The organism is Cupriavidus agavae, from assembly GCF_004217045.1.
Lineage (GTDB): Bacteria > Pseudomonadota > Gammaproteobacteria > Burkholderiales > Burkholderiaceae > Cupriavidus > Cupriavidus agavae.
Window position 1 is genome coordinate 512,869 of sequence record NZ_SGXM01000001.1, and the last position, 18,675, is coordinate 531,543.

An 18,675-nucleotide genomic window follows, 5' to 3' on the forward strand; every position below is an offset into this window, starting at 1 on the left:
CCCTTTTTTCGTTGCCACACCGGCTCGCCCCTACATCCGCCCATCACCTCCCGCTCCCCCGCTCAAATCCACCATGTCGGCTGTGATGCCGGCGTACGGCAGCACCTTGCCGCCGTGCTGGTCGGCAAATGCCTGGGCGGCTGGCTCGTTGCGGAAGCCCGGGATGGTCGGGCCCATGGCGCCGTGGCGGCGGCTGCCGGTGACGTAGAAGCCGGTGCGGGCATCGAACCAGTGGCCGCGCGGGGTGTTCCAGTCGGCCAGTTCCATGTCCTGCGTGAAGACGGCGGCGACCGGGCGGACCTGCTCGGGGCGCAGCAGGGTGCTGAACAGTTCCACCGTGTCGCAGTACCAGACCGGAGCCGTCTGGCCGGCGAAGAAGATTTGCGCCTTGGGGCCGGGGTGGTCGGCCAGCAGCATGCCGTCGAGGTCGCAGGTGGTGGCGGGGTCGAAGTCGGCCGGGGTGATGGCGGCCGGGGCCGGGCGGGAGCATGCCGCGAGCAGGCTCTGCAGCGGCAGCGCGCTGATGGCGGCCAGGAGGATGCGGCGGGTTGGATGCGGGTGGGTCATGTCCGGAATCTCCAGATGGCGAGAAGCAAGGGCGCGGCGATCCACCCCAGCAGGGCGGCGGCCAGTGCGGCGGGGCTGGCGAGTGCGGTGGGGACGATGCTGGCCAGGCCGTACAGCTCGCGCACGGCGGCCAGCGAGAACACGTTGAGGATGCGGAACAGGCCGGCCGGATTCAGCAGCAGCGCGGTGGCGATGGCGGCGTCGCCGACCTGTCCGCCGGCTGCCACGAGTACGCCGACCAGCAGCAGGTCGTAGACCAGCACGAAGAACAGCCAGACGGCGACGGCTAGGCCCGACGCCTGCGCGCGGTCGCGGGCGATTACGGAGAGCAGCACGGCGATGCTCAGGAAGGTCATCCCCAGCAGCACGGCGCTGCCGCAGAAGCGCAGGAACGGCCCGAGCATCGCGGCGCCGAACTGCAGGAACAGCGGCACGCCGACCGTGGCGAAGCCCGCCAGTGTCGCCAATCCCAGCGCGGCCGCCAGGCCCAGGTACTTGCCGAGCAGCAGTTCCACGCGCGTCAGTGGGTACGAGAGCAGGAGCCCCAGCGAGCCGCGCTCGCGCTCGCCGACGATGGCGTCGAAGCCGAGCAGCAGCGCAATCATCGGAATCAGGTAGATCGCCAGGCTGACCAGGCTGGCGATCACGAACGCCGCCGAGCGCAGGCCGATCTCGCCCTGCTGCGCCCCGCCGAAGTAGCCAATGGCCAGCGAGAACGCCGCGAAGCCCACGGAGATGACCAGCACCCACCGGTTGCGCAGGCGGTCGCGCAGCTCCTTGTGCGCCACCGTGCCGACTTGGCGCCATTCAATCCATGCCATGGGGGGCCTCCGTGCCGAAGAAGACATCTTCGAGCGTGGGCTCGTCGATGCGCAGGTCATCGAGGCAGTCGGCCAGCAGCCGCACCAGCGTCATGCAGGTTTCGGGCGGGCAGACGAGCCCGAACGTTGGGCCGGCGCCGTGCATCGCCACCTCCGGAAGTGCTTCGAGCCGCCGCTCGATCAGGCGCAGCGTGCCGGGCACGATGCGCACGCGCAGCCGTAGCGGCAGTGGGTGCCGCCCGCGCAGCGCCTCCACCGTGCCGAGCGCCTGCACCTTGCCATGGCGGAGCAGCGCCAGCCGGTCCACGCGCTCCTGCAGTTCGCTGAGGATGTGCGAGGTGATGACGATGGTCACGCCGGCCTGCTGCCGCTCGCGCAGCAGCGTGTGCATGTCGTGCAGCGCCGCCGGGTCAAGGCCGTTGCCCGGCTCGTCGAGGAACAGCACGCGCGGGTTGCCAAGCAGCGCCTGCGCCAGGCCGAGCCGCTGGCGCATGCCCAACGAGTACTCGCGCACCGGGCGCTGCGCCGCGTGGGCGAGGCCGAGGCGGTCGAGCAGGGCAGGGCCGTCATCGGGGCTGGCGCCTTTCAGGCGGGCAAAGAAGCGCAGGGTTTCGAGCCCGCCGAGATTGTCGTAGAGCGACAGGTTCTCCGGCAGGTAGCCGATGCGGCGGCGCGCGGCGCGGAACGCCGGCGTGCCAACCGCGGCGCCGGCGATCTCGATCGTCCCGCGCGAGGGTGGCACCAGCCCGAGCATCATCCTGAACAGCGTGCTCTTGCCGGCGCCGTTGTGGCCGATCAGGCCGAACATCTCGCCCGCATGCAGTTGCAGGCTGATGCCGTCCACGGCGCGGATCGGGCCGTAGTACCGGGCCACGTCCTGGAGGAGGACGGTCACGTCAGGTTCATTCACGCCATTGTCTCCAGTCAGGATGCGCGGGAGCCATGCGCGGCGCGGCATCCACCACGCTGGGCGCGCGCATCACGGGAAACTGCCGCGCCACCACGCGCAGCGCCTGCACGGCCGGGCTGGCGAACAGCAGTTTCACGGAAGGGTGGCGCCATGTCAGGCGATCGACCACGTCGTTGGCGGCGTGCGGGATGTCGCCGATGCCGTCGCCATTGCGGTCCCAGCCCAGGTAGTTGCTCCAGTAGTTGCCGCCGGGCCGGCCGGCCGCGGCGCCCCACGGCTCGTCGCGCGCCCCCACGTAGCGCACTGATTCGCGGTTGCCGATGAAGTCGTTGCGCTGCACCACGTTGCGCGTGGAGCCGGCCGAGAGGTGCACGCCCACCGCGTTCCTGATCACCAGGTTGCCGCGCAGCGTCACGTACTCGGCGTCGTAGACGAAGAAGCCCCGCGCGTTGCCGGCTACCACGTTGCCCTCGACCAGGGCGTCCTGCACGGTGCGCAGCATGATGCCGTGGTCGGCGTTGCCCCAGGTGCGGTTGTTGCGCACGGTCTGGTCGCGCACTTCCATCAGCGCCAGCCCGCCGCGGTTCCGGTAGCTGTCGTTGTCTTCCCAGAGGTTGTAGTAGGAGTTCATGTAGTGGCTGCCGTAGCGGCTGTGGTGCAGCCGGTTGCCGCGGAACACGGCGTGGTGCGAGACGTCGATGTAGAGCGCGTCGCGCACGAAGCTGATCTGGTTGCCGACGATCTGCGCGCCCCGGGTGTTGTAGAGCTGGATGCCGTTGCCGCGCTGCGACGATTGGAAATCGCGCTTGCCGGTGATGACGTTGTGCGTCACGCGCACGTCGTTGGCCTTCTCGATCCAGAGGCCGAACAGGTTGTAGGCGAGCGTGCAGCCGGTGACGGTGGTCCGGTGTGCGCCCGGGCGGAGGTAGATGCCCGCGTCCTGCGCTTTCAGGCTGGCGCCGGAATCGCGCACGATCAGCCCGTCGAGCGTCACGCCGGGCGCGGTCACCGTGATCGTGCTGCCCTGCAGGCCGCCGCTGATGGTGGGCCGCCCCACGCCGCGCAGCGTCAGCGGCCTGTCGATGCGCAGGTTGCCGGCGTAGTGGCCGCGCGCAATGCGGATCTCGTCGCCGTCCCGGGCGGCGTCGATGGCTTGCTGGATCGACGCGCCGGGCGCCACGTCGATCACGGCGGCATGCACGCCGCCTCCGCCGATCACGCAGGCCAGCAGGACCAGCCGGACGGTGTGCATCATGAGTCGCCCCCAGGCTGCCGCGTGATTGGCGTGAAGTAGCCGTCCCGGCCGATGCGGGTCAGCGGCAGGCCCTCGCGCTCGCGGCGCTTGCGTTCGCGGGCAAGCGGCGGGCAGCCGTGGTCGTCGGTGTAGAGCACCAGGCAATCGAGGCAGAGCAGGCACTCGCGCGGGTCGATGCGGCCCCGGGCGTCGATGGCCTGCGCACCGCATCCGGCCGCGCACGCGCGGCAGGTCGTGCAATCGGGTTTGCGGCGCAGCCGCAACACCGGCCGCATGCTGGGCACCGCCAGCGCCGCGCCCAGCGGACACAGGTACTTGCAGTAGGGCCGCTCAGTGAACAGCGAGAGCCCGAGGATGGCGCAGACGAACAGGCCGAACGGCCAGGCGCGATGCCGGATGCCGACGAGGAACGTGGTCTTGAACGGCTCGATCTCGGCGAGCGTTTCGGCCAATCCCATCGACAGTAGCGAAATCGCCAGCAGGCCGGCGAAGACACCATATTTCAGCCATTTCAGGCGGTCATGGAGGCGGCGCGGAAGCTGGAACTGGAAGCGTCGCAGGCCGACCCGCCTGCCCACGCGGAAGAGCGCCTCGGACAGCGAACCGAACGGGCACAGCCAGCCGCAGAACAGCCCGCGCCCCCACAGCAGCACGGTGAGGGCAATGAAGATCCAGAACAGGAAGAGGAACGGGTCCGACAGGAACAGCGACCAGCGCCACTGGAACAGCAGCGCGTGCACCCACGTCAGCACCTGCGTGACCGAGGGCTGGGCCATCACCCCAAACCCCACGAACACGATGCTGATGGCCCAGGCGGCGTACTTGAATGCCTCTACCGGCCACTTGTTGCGGCGCGTGGCCCGGCGCGCGAGGCGGCCGCGGCAGGCGTGGACGACGGCAACGGCCACCAGTAAGGCCGCGAACAGGCCGATGCCGACGGGCCGCGTGCGCCAGGCGCGCAGCCATGGCGGCGCCGGCGTGTCGATCGTCGGCCGTCCCCCTTCGAGCAGGCTGGCGGGCAGCCAGTAGTCGGCGTCGAAGCTGGCGAACGTCCGGGCGCCGGTGGCACGGTCCACCCGGTTGCCGAGGAACACCAGCTTCCACGGCCACGCCGGCGAGAACGCGTCGGAGCGCACGATGAAGATCGCCGATTCGGTATGGGCCGGGGCGTCGGCGGGCGCCAGCCCGTACAGGTTGAGGTAGTCGAGATCGCGGAACGTGAACGTGTCGTCGCCCTGGCGCAGTTGCACGCGGTCGTACAGGCCGCCCCGGACGAAACCCGAGCCCTTGAACGACGCGCCGCCGGCGGTCCGGATCACGAAGATCGCATGGTCGCCAGGCCCGAGGCCCTGCCGCAGGTTCTGCCAGCCTCGCTCGCCAAGCACGCTGCGCCCCACATCGGGATGGTTCAGGTCGCCAAACCATAGCTCGATATAAGGCTCCGCCGAAGGCGCCAGCCCCACCTGGCCGGTCTCCACACGTAGCCGCTTTACGAGTTTCTGCTCGACCAGCGCCTGCCACGCAAGTTGCGGATGGCCCGGCGCGAAGCGTGCCGGCGTGCGCCGGGTGGGCGGGAGGATACCCACCTGCCGCGCGACGGCGGCACCCGAGCGCGTCACGACCTGGTTCTGGGCAATCACGGTCACGGTGGCGCCCGAGATCGCATCCACGCCAAGCACGCCCTCGTCGGGCCGTGCGCTGCCGATTTCGATCTTGTCGGTCACGGACTTGCCGAGGTACTGGGCGTTGAAGCGTTGCAGGGCGGTTTCCGGGATGCCGAGCAGCAGGATCGGCTCGGAGTGCTTCAGCACCTTGATGCCGACGAAGCGGCCGGCGTTGTCCATGCCGATCAGCGTCACCACGGGCTTGCCCGAGTAGGCGGGAATGTCGGTGATGTCGGTCGACAGCATCACGTAGCCGAGCCGTGGGCGCCCGCCATCGGCCGTGGCGGGTCCGTACGCCTCGGCATACGGCGGCTGGCCCATGCGCGCGGAGAACGACACCGCGCCCGGGAATACCTCGGCGCACGGCACCCGGGCACAGAGGTCGGGCGCCGTGGCGAGATCGTCGGGCAGGTGCGCTTCATAGGCCGTATCGGCCAGCGCAGGCTGCCACGCATGGCAAAAAAGCCAAAACGCGGCAAGCAGCAGCCGGCGCATTACGCTTCCACGATCATGCGGGTACGCATTTCGAGGTGAAGCGCGTGGCAGAAGTGGGTGCAGTAGCACCAGAACACGCCGGGCTGGTCAGCGACGAAGGTCACCGAGGCGGTTTCCTGCGGGTTGACGATGAAGTTGATGTTGTACTTCGGGATGGCAAAGCCGTGCGTCAGGTCCTCGACCTTGTCGAGGTTGGTCAGGATCAGCGTGACCTCGTCGCCCCGGCGCAGCCGGAACTCGCGCGGGGTGAAGACCGGGGCCTGCGAGGTCATGCGCACCGTGACCTTGCGGCCGGCGCGCGTCACGCCCGCCTGGTCGGGCGCCACTGCCAGCGGGAAGTCTTCCATGGCGTAGACCTGCTTCGGTTGCAGGAGGTCGCGCCGGAAGATGATGAAATCATGGGGCTCGCCGCGCACCGGATGGTCGGCCAGCAGCACCATGCGGTCCCCCGAGATGTCCACCAGTTGCTCGTTCTCGGCGTGCAGCGGGCCCACGGGCAGGAAGCGGTCCTTCGAGAACTTGCAGCCCACGGCAAGGTACTTGCCATCGGCGGCGATCGTCTCGGACTGCGACGCGTTGACGTGGCCGGGCTGGTAGTGCACATCGAGGCGGTCCAGCACGTACCTGGCGTTGCGGTCGCCCGCATGGAAGCGGATGGCGGCGTCGACGTTCCATTTCACCAGCTGGCTGTCCAGGAACAGCGTGGTGTAGGCGTTGCCGCGGCCGTCGAAGGCCGTATGCAGCGGCCCGAGGCCCAGTTCGACCTCGGCCACGATGGCGTCGTCGATCTTCGGCAGCTTGCCGTCGAACCAGTCGAGCACCTTCGCCAGTTCGATGACCGTGCAGGTCGGCGACAGCTTGCCGGCGCAGATGAAGTATTTCTGGTCCGGGCTGGCGTTGACGCCGTGCGGGTTCTTCGGCACCGAGACATAGGCGGTCAGCGCGGTCAGCGGGTCCTGGTTGGCGGCCTGGGTGCCGTCCACCACCGGCACCTTCGAGTCGCCGTAGGTCTTGAATTTGCCGGCCTTGACGGCGGCCTCGATGCGGGCGACATGGAAGAACAGGCAGGCATCGCGCTCGGCGGACATCATCTCCTCGAAATGCACGCCGTTCTCGCTGTTGTACTGGTTGGTGGCGGCCAGCTTGCCGTCGTAGGACGTGGCCACGAGGTCGCAGTTGCCGTCGATCATCACCTGCCAGCGCACCGCCATGGTTTCGGCGTCCACGCACGAGAACAGGCTGCGGTACGTCGTGCCGTCCCCGATGGGCGCGTTCGGCAGCGGAATGGCGAACTCGGCGCCGCAGAAGATGCGCGTGGTGTAGTTGATGGCCGGGTCCACGGGGTCGCGCTTGTCCGGGAAGATGCCGTGGAAGCCCTGCACGTTGGGCAGTTCGGTGATCTTGTCGCAGACGAAGTAGTCGAGCCGGATGCGGGCCAGGCGCGCGTTGATCTTGTCGTTGATCCAGGCGTAGCGGCCGTCGTAGTTGCCATCGCGGTACGAGGCGTGCGTATGGTGCGTGTCGCCGACCGTGTAGCGCAGCGTGCCGTCCGGCCGGGTGCCCATGATCCGCTTCGATTCGTCGGTGATGCCCCAGCCCACGAGCGCGTCGGGCACGAAGCAGGGAATGCGCAGCAGCTCGCGCCCCGAGGGCAATCCCAGCACGCGCATGTCGCCGGTGTGCCCGCCGCTCCAGAGGCCGTAGTAGGTATCGAGTTCGCCGGGCTTCAGGTGGACGTTGCCGACGCTGCCGCCGTGCGACGCCCCTGCTGCCGACGCCCCCGCGCCGGCGGTGCCTGTTCTGGCATCGCCTTTGTCCGAGCATGCCGCAATGCCGGCCAGGCCGGCCGCGGCGGCCGTGCCGAGAAACTGGCGGCGGCCGAAGCCGCCGTTGGCGGTGTGGTTCTTGTCCTGCTTGCTCATCGCTTGCTCCCGGGGTGTCGCACTGGAATGGGTGGAATAGTCCGGGCACTCTTCGAAGAGGGGCTTGATGGTGGTCAACGATTCAAAGGAACTACGATTCCTGACCACAGTTTGATTTGCTCCATCGTGCGCCGCTTGCGAACTTCCTAGAATCGATGGTTTGTGCAGGCGACGTTGACAGGAGCGGATCATGGGCACGGCGGCAGGGGGTTCCACCCACGATGGGTCACGGCGGAGGTGGATGCAGACGGCGCCGCTGCTGGCGCTGGCGCCATGGCTGACGCCGGCCATGGCCGTGGCCGGGGCCGGAGTCAGCCGCGCCACGCGGACGCTGATGGGAACCCGCGTCGATATCGCGGTGGACGGCCTGGCTGCGCCCCGCGCCGAGGCCGCCATGGCGGCCGCCTGGGCGGACATGACGCGGCTGGCGAACATGATGAGCCGCTATCGGCCCGGCAATCTGGTCCACGCGATGCACCTGCTGGCGGGCCTGCAGGCGGTGCCGGTGCCGCCCGCCATGGTGCGCGTGCTGGCAGCGGGGCAGGCGCTGGCCGTGCGTAGCGGCGGCGCCTTCGACATGACCGTGGGTGGGCTGACTGGCTGGCGCTTCGACCGGGGCGAGGCCGTGGTGCCCGCCGCCGGCGAGATCGCACGCGAATTGCCCCTGGTCGATTACCGCGACCTGATCGTCGATCCCGGGCGCCAGACCGCTTTCCTGCGTCGGCGCGGCATGCGACTCGATCTCGGCGGCATCGCCAAGCTGCCCGTGCTCGAAGCCGGCATGGCGGCACTCGCGCAGCACGGCGCGGCGTCGGCGCTGATCAATGGCGGGGGCGACGTACTGGTCAGCGGGCGGCCGCGTGGGCAGGGCTGGCGGGTGGCCGTGCGCGACCCGCTGGCGCCGGCTGAACTGCTGGGGGTGCTACGGCTGCACGGCGATGCCGTGGTGGCGGCTTCCGGCGACTACGAGCGCGCCTTCACGCTGAACGGCAGGCGCTACCACCATATCCTCGATCCCCGCACCGGCATGCCCGGTACGCGGATGCGCGGCGTCGTGCTGGTGGCGCGCGAGGCCGGAGCGGTCAATGGGCTGGGCGCGGCAATGATGGTGGCCGGGCCGGCGGCGGCACGCCGCTGGCTCGCCGGCATGCCCGGTGTCGATGCGCTGCTGGTCGATGCGGACGGCGCGCGCTGGATGTCGCCCGGCATGCGGGCCAGGCTTGCCGGCGGTTAGTCCGCCACGGCCACCTTCACCTGCTTGAGCGCATGGAATGGTTCGAGCTGCGCCGCGCTGGCGCCGGCATCGGTCACCAGCGTCCAGGCGCGCTCCAGCGGCGTCCAGTGCTGCTGGCGGGCGCGGCCGAGCTTGGTGGCATCCGCCAGCACGAAGATATCGGCGGCCTGGCGGATGATGCATTCCTTCAGCCAGGCCTGCTCGGCGGTGGCTTCGCACAGGCCCACGCCGGCCACCACGCCATCGGCGCCCAGGAACGCCTTGTCCACGCTGATGCGCGACAGCGCCACCTGCGCGAGCGGGCCGAAGGTGCCCATGCTCGACGGGCGGACATCGCCGCCGATCAGCGTGACGCGGACCTTGGGCAGGCCGGCCAGCGCGGTGACGGCCAGCAGGTTCGTGGTGTAGACGTGCAGATCCTCGCGGGCGGCCAGCAGGCGGGCCAGCGCGGCGGCGGTGGTGCCGCTGTCGAGCAGCACGGCGTCGCCGTCCTGCACGTAGCTTGCGGCCAGCCGGGCGATGGCTTCCTTCTGCTCGCGCTGCAGTGCCTTGCGCTCTTCGAGCGAGGCTTCGGGCTCGTGGCCACCTACCTGCATCAGCGCGGCGGCGCCGCCGTAGGTGCGCACGATGCGGCCTTCGCGGGCCAGCGCGGTGAGGTCGCGGCGCACCGTGGCCTCGGACACGCCAAGGTTCGCGGTCAGGCGTTCGACGTTGGCATCCTCGCCCGCAAGCACGAGTTCGAGGATGGCGCGGCGGCGGTCGGCGGCTTTCATGTAAGGGGCGTGGGCAGAAAAAAAGGGGGTCGCAAGGGACCCCCGATCTTACCGCAGCCGTGCAGGACTCAGGCGCGGCGCGTGGCCAGCTCGGCACCCTGGCGCAGCGCTTCGAGCAGGCTGCCTTCGTCGGCAATGCCCTTGCCGGCAATGTCGAACGCGGTGCCGTGATCGACCGAGGTGCGGATCACGGGCAGGCCCACGGTAATGTTGACGCCGGCTTCGAGGCCCAGCACCTTGACCGGGCCGTGGCCCTGGTCGTGGTACATCGCCACCACGAGGTCGAAGTCGCCCCGGCCGGCGCGGTAGAACAGCGTGTCGGCCGGCAGCGGGCCTTCCACGTCCAGCCCCTGCGCGCGCAGCGCCGCCACGGCCGGAATGATCTTCTGTTCTTCCTCGCCATGGCCGAACAGGCCGTTCTCGCCGGCGTGCGGATTGATACCGCACACGCCGATGCGCGGCGCGGCGATGCCGGCGCGCTTGAGCGTGGCGTCGCCGCGTGCGATGGTGCGCTGGACCAGGCCCGGCTCGATCTTGCGGATGGCGTCGAGCAGGCCGATGTGCGTGGTCACGTGGATCACGCGCAGTTGCGGCGCCACCAGCATCATCGACACCTCGGGCGTGCCGGTCAGGTGCGCCAGCATCTCGGTGTGGCCCGGAAACTTGTGGCCGCCGGCGTGCAGCGCTTCCTTGTTGAGCGGGGCGGTGCAGATCGCGTCGATCTTGTCTTGCCGGGTCAGTTGCACGGCGCGCTCGATGTAGCGAAACGCGGCGTCGCCGGCCACGGCCGACAGCTTGCCGAACGGCAGGTCTTCGGGGATCAGGCCGAGGTCGATGCAGTCGATGGTGCCCGGCTCGAAGCGGGCCTCGTCGGGCGAGGCGATGGCGCGGATCTTCAGCGCCGATTGCACGATCGCGGCGGCCTGTTCGAGCCGGCGTGCGTCGCCGATGACCAGCGGGCGGCACTGGGCATACACGATGTCGTGCGCCAGGCTCTTGACGATGACTTCGGGACCGACGCCCGTGGCGTCACCCATCGTGATGCCGATAACCGGAATGTAATTGCTCATGGAATGTCGTCGCTTGCTGTGGGGGCGTTTTCAGTCTTGGCGCATGGCTTGCCAGGCCAGCCATAGCGCGGATTCGGTGCCGAACGCGCCGGCCTTGGTGGCCACGCGCCGGGCGGGGGTATCAGTGGTCTCCGAGATCGGCACGCCGGGCTCGGCTTCGCGCTTCAGCGTCAGCGTGCCGATGCCGGCCGCGGACAGCATGGCGCGGGCGGTCTCGCCGCCGGTGGCGACCAGGCCGCCCACCAGCGCGAAGTAGGGTAGTACCAGTTGCGCCAGCGCGGTGGAGAGCTGCGGGCCTTCGGCCGGGTCGAACGCATCGTCGCGGCCGATGCTGACCAGCAGGTCGCGGCCGGCGGCCAGTACCGCGCCCAGTTCGCGCTGCGTGGCGGACCAGGCCGCGTCGTGCGGGCCATCGCGCAGCACCTGCGGCGCCAGCACCAGCGACGCCATGCCGGTCTTGCCGCACAGGTAGGCGGCCTGTTTGCCGGATACGCCGGACATGCTGCCGACCAGCGTCAGGACCGGGCCGCGATGACAGGCCGGGGCGGAAACTGCCGGGAGACTGGCGTGGCCTTGTGGCGCGGCGGCGGCCAGGGCGCGGGCCAGTCCGCCCGAGCCTACCCAGAATGCCGGCGCCGGCAGTTCGGCGGTGGCGGCGGCCAGCAGCGCCAGGTCGGAATCGACCTCGGCGTCGCAGACCACGGCCTGGAAGCCCTCGGCCATCCATGCCTCGACCTGCGCGCGCAGCGCGGCGGCACCGGCGCGCACGGTCGGCAGCGAGATCCGCGCGGTGCGCAGGCCGTGGGCGGTCAGGATCGCCACCATGTTGGCCTGGCCCGTCAAGCCTTCGACGCGCCAGATGTCGGTCTCTTCGAGCGGCTGGTCGTTCACGAACATGCGGCCGTCGTGCGTGGTGCGGCCGGTGGCCGGAAACGCCGGGGCGACGATCGCGATGCCAGCCAGCGGCTGGAGCGCGGCGGTCTCGGCGGCCCAGTTGCCGCGCAGCGTCGAGTCGATTTTCTTGTAGAGGCGCCGGCCCGGCGCGCGGCCGTGGTGCCACGCGTCGAGGTTGCGCGCGGCGGCGTCAGGTGCGCTCAGGCGGCGGCTGTCGACGTCATGGGCCACCACCTCGGCCAGCGCGCTGCCGGCAGCCGGCGTGTCGAGCGTGACGACCGTGCGGGCGCCGTGCGCGGCAAAGCCGATCGCGCAATCGGCGGCGCCCGACAGGTCGTCGGCGATGATCAGCCAGCTCATGCGGGGTTCCTGGCCATGGCTGCGTTCTCCCGGTTGGCCACGCGGCGCGCCACGAAGGCGGTCACGAGCGGCGTCATCACCGCCGTCACCACCACGCAGGCGGCCACGAGCATGGTGGCGTGCCTTGCCGCTTCGGTATAGACCGGATTGGCCGCGGCCACCAGCGTTGGCACCGCCGCCGCATTGCCGGCCGTGCTCGCCGCCGCCACGCCGGCCACGCCGGTGCCGCCGCTGAGGCGGTCGGCCAGGTAGAGCGTGAAGCCGGTGATCGCCACCACGGCCAGGCCGAGGCCCAGGCCCAGCATGCCGGCCTGCCACACCTTGTGCAGGTCAAGCCCGGCGCCCAGTGCCAGCGCGAAGAACGGGATCATCACGGGCACCGCCTTGCTCAGGAAATCGCGCATCTCGCGGTCGAGGTTGCCGAGCAGCATGCCCAGCATCAGCGGCAGGATACTGCCCACCAGCGTGGGCCACGGGAAGGCCGACAGGCCCGCCACGCCCAGCGTGACCATGGTCAGGAACGGCCCCGACTCCAGCGACATGATGCTGTAGGCGCCCACGTCCTCGGGCTTGCCGTACTGGCCCATCAGCGCCATGTAGAGGCCGCCGTTGGTGTCGTTCATCGCCGCCACCACGGCCAGCGTGGAGAGCCCGGCGAACATGCCGGCGCTGATCGGCGCCTCACCGAGGAAGTGGCCCATGATCACGCCCAGCAGCATGGCCGTGCCCACCTTGGTGGCAAACAGCACGCCGCCTTTCTTGACGATGTAGGGCGTGGCCTTGACGTTGATGCTGGCGCCCATGCAGACATAGAACACGGCCAGGATCGGCAGCGCGCCCGTGAACAGCGCGTTGGTGAACGAGCCGAAGAACTTCGGGCCTTCCGGCATGAACGTGGCGACCAGCGAACCGATCAGCAACGGCACGATCATCATGCCGCCCGGTACGCGCTCGATGGCGCGCTTGATATTTACCTGCATCTTGGGTCTCCCGCCGCGTGGGGTGCGGCGCCTGTTTGTTTCGAGCGTGAGGATGATCGAATCGATCAAACCTGGGCGGCAGTGTAGGCGAAACAAACTACTTTGACCAGTTCGATCATGAGGTTGATTGAAACAGTCAGAATGTGACGCGGAGGCGGGGATCAAGCGTGCGCTGACGCACCAAGACTCCCACGATCGGGGGATGTGGGGCCGGCCCGGTTGCAGCAAGATCGGTCCCGGGGCGACAGGATCCGTGCCCCGCTACCACTTCAAGCCCCGCGACCTCCCCGGCCAGCGGGGCTCTTTCATTTGCGGGGCCGGAGTCGATTCAGCGTGCCTGCAGGATGGCCTCGATCTGGCGCGCGGCGCCTTGCAGCGGCGGCAGGAAGTGCCGTTCCAGATACGCGGCGTCGCGGCTGCCCAGCACCATGCTGAGCCCGAGGCCGGCCACCACCCGGCCGGTCTGGTCCCGCAGTGGCACCGAGATACCCGCGAAGCCGTCGGCCAGCTCGCTGACCAGTGTGCAGTGGCCGGCATCGCGTACCTGTTCGAGCTTGTGGGCCAGGGCTTCGCGCGAGGTGATCGTGAACGGGGTCAGCGGGCGCAGTTCGGCGCCGGCGAGGTAGTCGGCGCGCGCCGCGTCGTCGAGCCCCGCCAGCAGCACCCGGCCCAGCGAGTGGGCATACGCGGGCATGCGGCGGCCGATCGCCATGTCCACGCGCAGCAACTGGCTGGGCTCCTCGCGCGCCACCAGCACCACGGCGTCGCGGTCCAGCATGCCGATCGAACAGCTTTCGCCCACCTCGGCGCACAGCGCCTGCAGATACGGGCGCGCCAATTGCGGCAGGTTCATCGAGGCAAAGTAGGCGTAGCCGAGGTCCATCACCCGGGGCGTCAGCACGAACTGGCGGCCTTGCTGGGCCACGTAGCCGTTGTGCGCCAGCGTCAGCAGCAGCCGGCGCGCGGCGGCGCGGGTCACGTCGAGTTGTTCGGAGACGTCCTGCATCGTCAGCCCGTCCACGCCGCCCGCGTACAGCCGCAGCAGCGCCAGCCCCTTGGTCAGGGAGTCGAGCAGTTCTTCCTTGCGGGGAATGTCGGGGGTGTCGTCGGCGGGCAAGGTGCTACGCGGCATGGCGAAGATGGGAATTGGAGGGGTTCTGCGGGTCTGACCTGACTTGCGTCCGGCCGTGCGATCCGTATGATAGGCGTTTCGCGAACAATTGTTCGGGATTTGGGCGATGGCGTGGATCGGTACAAACCACGACACGACAACATCAAGAAAAAGCAGGAGACGGCAATGAAGGTGATCACCACCGCGCAGGCGGCGGAACTCGTCCAGAGCGGCTGGACCGTGGCCAGCGCGGGCTTTGTCGGCGCCGGGCATGCCGAGGGCGTGACCGAGGCGCTGGAACAGCGCTTCCTGCGCGACGGGCTGCCGCGCGACCTGACACTGGTCTATTCCGCAGGGCAGGGCGACCGGGGCGCGCGTGGCGTGAATCACTTCGGCAATGCCGGCATGACGCGGGCCATCGTGGGCGGCCACTGGCGTTCGGCCACGCGGCTCGCCACGCTGGCGATGAACGAGCAGTGCGAGGGCTTCAACCTGCCGCAAGGCGTGCTGACGCACCTGTACCGGGCCATCGCCGGCGGCAAGCCCGGCGTGCTGACCAAGATCGGCCTGCATACCTTTGTCGATCCGCGCACGGCGCAGGACCCGCGCTACCACGGCGGCGCGGTCAACGAACGCGCGCGGGCGGCCATCGCGGCGGGCACCGCCAACTGGGTCGAGGCCGTGGAGTTCCGGCGCGACGAATACCTGTTCTATCCGAGCTTCCGCATCGATTGCGCGCTGATCCGCTGCACCGCGTCGGACACACGTGGCAACCTCAGCACCCACCGCGAGGCATTCCACCACGAACTGCTGGCGATGGCGCAGGCCGCCCACAACTCGGGCGGCATCGTGATCGCGCAGGTGGAATCGCTGGTCGATTACCACGAGACGCTGCAGGCCATCCATGTGCCCGGCATCCTCGTCGATTACGTGGTGGTCAGCGAGGCGCCCGCCCACCACCAGATGACCTTCGCCGAGAGCTACAACGAGGCGTATGTGCGCCCGTGGCGCGGCGAGGCGGCCGACGCGGCGGAGAAAGCAAAGGAAGCCGCCACGCTGCCGCCGGCCTCGGCGCCGCTCGACGCCCGCACCATCGCGCAGCGCCGCGCCGTGATGGAACTGGCGGCGCGCGTCCCGCGCGTGGTGAACCTCGGCGTGGGCATGCCGGCCGCCGTGGGCGCGCTGGCGCATCAGGCCGGGCTTGGCGGCTTCACGCTGACTGTCGAGGCCGGGCCGATTGGCGGCACGCCCGCTGACGGACTCAGTTTTGGCGCCTCGGCCTATCCCGAGGCGGTGGTTGACCAGCCCGCGCAGTTCGATTTCTACGAGGGTGGCGGCATTGATCTGGCCATCCTGGGACTGGCCGAACTCGATGGTCACGGCAACGTGAACGTCAGCAAGTTTGGCGAGGGCGAGGGCGCGCTGATCGCGGGCGTGGGCGGCTTCATCAACATTACCCAGAGTGCGCGCGCCGTGGTCTTCATGGGCACGCTGACCGCCGGCGGGCTGGAAATCCGTGCCGAAGACGGCCGCCTGACCATTGCGAAGGAAGGGCGCGTCAGGAAGATCGTGCCGGAGGTGTCGCACCTGAGCTTCAACGGCCCGTACGTGGCATCGCTTGGCATCCCGGTGCTCTACGTGACCGAGCGCGCGGTGTTCGAAATGCGCGCCGACGCGGCCGGCGAGCCGCGCCTCACGCTCGTGGAGATAGCGCCCGGCGTCGACCTGCAGCGCGACGTGCTCGACCAGTGCGCCACGCCGGTGGCCGTGGCCGACGACCTGCGGCTGATGGACGCCCGGCTGTTCGAGCCCGGCGTGATGAAGCTCTGAGCCGCGCCCCGAACCATCAACGACCAGAAAACCTGCCGGCGCCAACGGTGACCGGCAAATTTGGAGGAAACACGATGCAACACCGTCAACCGCGCCGCCTGGCACTGTCCGCAATCGCCTTCGCGGCGCTGCTGCCGTTCGCGTCCATCGCGGCGTTCGCCCAGCCGAGCTACCCGGACCGCCCGATCAAGCTGATCGTGCCGTTCCCGGCAGGCGGCCCCACCGACACCGCCGCGCGCATCATCGGCCAGAGGATGGGCGAGACGCTCAAGCAGACCGTGGTCGTGGACAACCGCCCCGGTGCCTCGGGCACCATCGGCACCGACGCGGCGGCCAAGTCGGCGCCGGATGGCTACACGCTGGTGATGCTGGCCACGCCCACGCTGCTGGCGCCGCACCTGCTGCCGCGCAAGGGCTACGACATCTTCAAGGACTTCACGCCGGTCGGTAACGCGTACGAGCTGCCGATCGTGATGGTGGTCAATCCGCAGGCCCTGCCCGACGTGACCGACCTGCAGCAGTACATCGCCAAGGCCAAGGCGCAGCCCGGCAAGATGAACTACACGAGCGCTGGCAACGGCAGCTTTGGCCACCTGTCGACCGAACTGCTCAAGAATCTGGGCCATTTCGATGTGCAGCATGTGCCATATAAAGGCAGCGCGCCGGCCATCTCCGACCTGCTGGCCGGTCAGGTGCCGATGATGTTCTCGGACATGATCGCCGCGTTGCCGCACATCAAGGCCGGCAAGCTGCGTCCGATCGCGGTGGGATCGGGCAAGCGCGTGTCGTTCACCCCGGACGTCAAGACCGTGGCCGAACAGGGCTTCCCGGGGTTCGATGCGTCGTCGTGGGGCGCGCTGCTGGTGCCGGCCGGTACGCCGAAGGACATCACCGCCAGGCTCTCCGACGCGCTCAAGGGCGCCCTGGCCGATCCGGCGGTCCAGCAGAAAATGCTCGGCGCCGGCACGGTGGCTGCCTTCCTGCCCGCCGACCAGCTCACGACCCGCATGCAGAACGACTATGCGAAGTGGGGCAAGGTGATCAAGGACAACGGTATCAAGAGCGATTGACGGCGGCAGTCATCGGATGACAGCGGCTGACATAGTCTGGTGGTAGAATCCAAGTCTTTGATTTTCCGGGTAAATCATCTTTTCGCCAGTTTGGCGGCCACGATGGCCCCGTGAAACGTACCAGACGCGTGTCCGATGTCCCGGCTTCGCGCCGCGACCGACACACCATTGATGACGATGACGACCACCCCAGACCAGACCCTAGCCGCTGAGCAGACGTTCGAAAGCTTCGGGCTGGACCCGCGTATCCTGCGCGCCTTGACCGACCAGGGCTACACCAAGCCCACGCCGATCCAGGCGCAGGCCATTCCCGTGGTGCTGCTGGGCAAGGACGTCATGGGGGCCGCGCAGACCGGCACCGGCAAGACCGCCGGCTTTGCGCTGCCGATCATCCAGCGTCTGCTGCCGCTGTCCAACGCCAGCGCGTCGCCGGCGCGCCACCCGGTGCGCGCGCTGATGCTGACGCCCACGCGCGAACTGGCCGACCAGGTCTACGACAACGTCGCACGCTACGCGCAGCACACCGACCTGCGCAGCACCGTGGTGTTCGGCGGCGTTGACATGAACCCGCAGACCGACGCGCTGCGCCGTGGCGTGGAAATCCTCGTCGCCACGCCGGGCCGCCTGCTCGACCACGTGCAGCAGAAATCGGTCAACCTGTCGCAGGTGCAGATGCTGGTCCTCGACGAAGCGGACCGCATGCTCGACATGGGCTTCCTGCCCGACCTGCAGCGCATCATCAACCTGCTGCCGGCCCAGCGCCAGACGCTGCTGTTCTCGGCCACGTTCTCGCCCGAGATCAAGAAGCTGGCATCGAGCTACCTGAAGCAGCCGGTCACGATCGAAGTGGCACGTAGTAATTCGACCAACGAGAACGTGCGCCAGATGGTGTACCAGGTGCCGGACGGCCACAAGCAGGCCGCCGTGGTGCATCTGCTCAAGCAGCGCGCCGATGCGCAGCAGTCGAAGCAGTGCATCGTGTTCGTGAACAGCAAGATCGGCTGCTCGCGGCTGGCGCGCCATCTGGAGCGCGAGGGCATCAATGCCGCCGCGATCCATGGCGACAAGACGCAGACCGAGCGCATGCAGACGCTCGACGGTTTCAAGAACGGCACGATCGACGCGCTGGTGGCCACCGACGTGGCCGCACGCGGCCTGGATATTCCGGCCATGCCGTGCGTGATCAATTTCGACCTGCCGTTCAGTGCCGAGGATTACGTCCACCGCATCGGCCGTACCGGCCGCGCTGGCGCCAGCGGCGATGCGCTGTCGATCTACGTGCCGGGCAACGACGACCGTCTGCTGGCCGATATCGAGAAGCTGATCAAGCGCAGCGTGCCGCGCGGCACGCTCGAAGGCTTCGACCCGACCGGCGAACGCGCCCGCCAGGAAGACGGCGACCGCCGCCGCCAGCGTACCGAGACGCGCCGGCCGCGCGAAGCCGGCAACGGCAATGGCGGCGAGGAAGAACCGACGTCGCGCCGCCGCCGTACCGAGCCCAATGGCCGCCAGGCGTTCCGTCCCTCCGACGATCCGTTCTTCTCGCGTCCGTACGAGCCTACCGGCAACTACACGCCGGCCCCGAAGACCGAAGACCAACTGGCCGCCGCGCTGACGCGTGGCCGTCAGGCGCCGAAGCGTCCGGTGGCGGCACTGCTCGGCGGCGTGCCGCGCAAGTCCTGATCGGAACGAGCCTCCGGCTCATGAAAACTGGCGGAT

15 protein-coding genes are annotated in these 18,675 nt (G+C 69.2%); 4 read left to right on the forward strand and 11 right to left on the reverse strand.

Features of this window, described 5'->3' with window-relative positions; translation table 11 throughout:
* Nucleotides 1-30: 30 nt before the first annotated feature.
* From EV147_RS02375 to nosZ, 6 genes are read right to left on the reverse strand one after another with little or no spacing between them, the layout of a single operon-like run.
* Nucleotides 31-567 (reverse strand): nitrous oxide reductase accessory protein NosL, encoded by a 537-nt coding sequence (locus EV147_RS02375; protein WP_130389518.1) that lies wholly within the window; start codon nucleotides 565-567, stop codon nucleotides 31-33.
* Complete coding sequence (locus tag EV147_RS02380; RefSeq protein ID WP_198680161.1) at nucleotides 564-1,388, reverse strand: ABC transporter permease; 825 nt, start codon at nucleotides 1,386-1,388, stop codon at nucleotides 564-566. The genes EV147_RS02375 and EV147_RS02380 overlap by 4 nt, the downstream gene beginning before the upstream one ends.
* A complete protein-coding gene (locus EV147_RS02385) occupies nucleotides 1,375-2,298 on the reverse strand; it encodes an ABC transporter ATP-binding protein (protein WP_235844583.1) in 924 nt (307 codons plus the stop codon). The genes EV147_RS02380 and EV147_RS02385 overlap by 14 nt, the downstream gene beginning before the upstream one ends.
* Nucleotides 2,291-3,550 (reverse strand): nitrous oxide reductase family maturation protein NosD, encoded by a 1,260-nt coding sequence (locus tag EV147_RS02390; RefSeq protein WP_130391171.1) that lies wholly within the window; start codon nucleotides 3,548-3,550, stop codon nucleotides 2,291-2,293. The genes EV147_RS02385 and EV147_RS02390 overlap by 8 nt, the downstream gene beginning before the upstream one ends.
* A complete protein-coding gene (locus tag EV147_RS02395; protein WP_130389520.1) occupies nucleotides 3,550-5,712 on the reverse strand; it encodes a 4Fe-4S binding protein in 2,163 nt (720 codons plus the stop codon). The genes EV147_RS02390 and EV147_RS02395 overlap by 1 nt, the downstream gene beginning before the upstream one ends.
* The gene (gene nosZ, locus EV147_RS02400) at nucleotides 5,712-7,634 is read right to left on the reverse strand and encodes a TAT-dependent nitrous-oxide reductase (RefSeq protein ID WP_130389521.1); all 1,923 of its coding nucleotides are present in this window, start codon (nucleotides 7,632-7,634) and stop codon (nucleotides 5,712-5,714) included. The genes EV147_RS02395 and nosZ overlap by 1 nt, the downstream gene beginning before the upstream one ends.
* Before the next feature lie 241 nt (nucleotides 7,635-7,875).
* On the opposite strand from nosZ, the gene EV147_RS02405 reads away from it, so the two are divergent.
* On the forward strand, nucleotides 7,876-8,868 hold the full coding sequence (locus EV147_RS02405) for an FAD:protein FMN transferase (protein WP_235844584.1): 993 nt from the start codon (nucleotides 7,876-7,878) through the stop codon (nucleotides 8,866-8,868).
* Here EV147_RS02405 and EV147_RS02410 read toward each other — a convergent pair.
* From EV147_RS02410 to EV147_RS02430, 5 genes are all read right to left on the reverse strand, one after another.
* Complete coding sequence (locus tag EV147_RS02410; RefSeq protein WP_130389523.1) at nucleotides 8,865-9,641, reverse strand: DeoR/GlpR family DNA-binding transcription regulator; 777 nt, start codon at nucleotides 9,639-9,641, stop codon at nucleotides 8,865-8,867. The two genes, EV147_RS02405 and EV147_RS02410, sit on opposite strands and share 4 nt — an antisense overlap.
* A 68-nt stretch (nucleotides 9,642-9,709) precedes the next feature.
* Nucleotides 9,710-10,711: a 4-hydroxythreonine-4-phosphate dehydrogenase PdxA gene (pdxA, locus tag EV147_RS02415; RefSeq protein WP_130389524.1), complete on the reverse strand. Its 1,002-nt coding sequence runs from the start codon at nucleotides 10,709-10,711 to the stop codon at nucleotides 9,710-9,712.
* 30 nt (nucleotides 10,712-10,741) lie between these two features.
* Nucleotides 10,742-11,965, reverse strand: a complete 1,224-nt coding sequence (locus EV147_RS02420) for a four-carbon acid sugar kinase family protein (protein WP_130389525.1) — start codon at nucleotides 11,963-11,965, stop codon at nucleotides 10,742-10,744.
* Complete coding sequence (locus tag EV147_RS02425; protein WP_130389526.1) at nucleotides 11,962-12,945, reverse strand: 2-keto-3-deoxygluconate permease; 984 nt, start codon at nucleotides 12,943-12,945, stop codon at nucleotides 11,962-11,964. Before EV147_RS02425 ends, EV147_RS02420 begins: the two co-directional genes overlap by 4 nt.
* A 328-nt stretch (nucleotides 12,946-13,273) precedes the next feature.
* Nucleotides 13,274-14,077 carry an IclR family transcriptional regulator domain-containing protein gene (locus EV147_RS02430; RefSeq protein WP_130389527.1) on the reverse strand — a complete coding sequence of 268 codons (804 nt, stop codon included), beginning with the start codon at nucleotides 14,075-14,077 and terminating at the stop codon, nucleotides 13,274-13,276.
* A gap of 165 nt (nucleotides 14,078-14,242) precedes the next feature.
* On the opposite strand from EV147_RS02430, the gene EV147_RS02435 reads away from it, so the two are divergent.
* The 3 genes from EV147_RS02435 (at nucleotide 14,243) to EV147_RS02445 (ending at nucleotide 18,639) form a co-directional block, all read left to right on the forward strand.
* Entirely contained in the window at nucleotides 14,243-15,886 is a 1,644-nt protein-coding gene (locus EV147_RS02435; RefSeq protein WP_130389528.1) for an acyl CoA:acetate/3-ketoacid CoA transferase, read from the forward strand.
* A gap of 74 nt (nucleotides 15,887-15,960) precedes the next feature.
* Nucleotides 15,961-16,956 carry a Bug family tripartite tricarboxylate transporter substrate binding protein gene (locus tag EV147_RS02440; protein WP_130389529.1) on the forward strand — a complete coding sequence of 332 codons (996 nt, stop codon included), beginning with the start codon at nucleotides 15,961-15,963 and terminating at the stop codon, nucleotides 16,954-16,956.
* A gap of 171 nt (nucleotides 16,957-17,127) precedes the next feature.
* Nucleotides 17,128-18,639: a DEAD/DEAH box helicase gene (locus EV147_RS02445; RefSeq protein WP_130389530.1), complete on the forward strand. Its 1,512-nt coding sequence runs from the start codon at nucleotides 17,128-17,130 to the stop codon at nucleotides 18,637-18,639.
* Nucleotides 18,640-18,675 lie beyond the last annotated feature (36 nt).

Coding starts and splice junctions, on each gene's coding strand:
- EV147_RS02375 (WP_130389518.1), bottom strand. CDS start 567: ATGACCCACCCGCATCCAACCCGCCGCATCCTCCTGGCCGCCATCAGC.
- EV147_RS02380 (WP_198680161.1), bottom strand. CDS start 1,388: ATGGCATGGATTGAATGGCGCCAAGTCGGCACGGTGGCGCACAAGGAG.
- EV147_RS02390 (WP_130391171.1), bottom strand. CDS start 3,550: ATGCACACCGTCCGGCTGGTCCTGCTGGCCTGCGTGATCGGCGGAGGC.
- EV147_RS02395 (WP_130389520.1), bottom strand. CDS start 5,712: ATGCGCCGGCTGCTGCTTGCCGCGTTTTGGCTTTTTTGCCATGCGTGG.
- nosZ (WP_130389521.1), bottom strand. CDS start 7,634: ATGAGCAAGCAGGACAAGAACCACACCGCCAACGGCGGCTTCGGCCGC.
- EV147_RS02405 (WP_235844584.1), top strand. CDS start 7,876: ATGCAGACGGCGCCGCTGCTGGCGCTGGCGCCATGGCTGACGCCGGCC.
- EV147_RS02410 (WP_130389523.1), bottom strand. CDS start 9,641: ATGAAAGCCGCCGACCGCCGCCGCGCCATCCTCGAACTCGTGCTTGCG.
- pdxA (WP_130389524.1), bottom strand. CDS start 10,711: ATGAGCAATTACATTCCGGTTATCGGCATCACGATGGGTGACGCCACG.
- EV147_RS02420 (WP_130389525.1), bottom strand. CDS start 11,965: ATGAGCTGGCTGATCATCGCCGACGACCTGTCGGGCGCCGCCGATTGC.
- EV147_RS02425 (WP_130389526.1), bottom strand. CDS start 12,945: ATGCAGGTAAATATCAAGCGCGCCATCGAGCGCGTACCGGGCGGCATG.
- EV147_RS02430 (WP_130389527.1), bottom strand. CDS start 14,077: ATGCCGCGTAGCACCTTGCCCGCCGACGACACCCCCGACATTCCCCGC.
- EV147_RS02435 (WP_130389528.1), top strand. CDS start 14,243: ATGAAGGTGATCACCACCGCGCAGGCGGCGGAACTCGTCCAGAGCGGC.
- EV147_RS02440 (WP_130389529.1), top strand. CDS start 15,961: ATGCAACACCGTCAACCGCGCCGCCTGGCACTGTCCGCAATCGCCTTC.
- EV147_RS02445 (WP_130389530.1), top strand. CDS start 17,128: ATGACGATGACGACCACCCCAGACCAGACCCTAGCCGCTGAGCAGACG.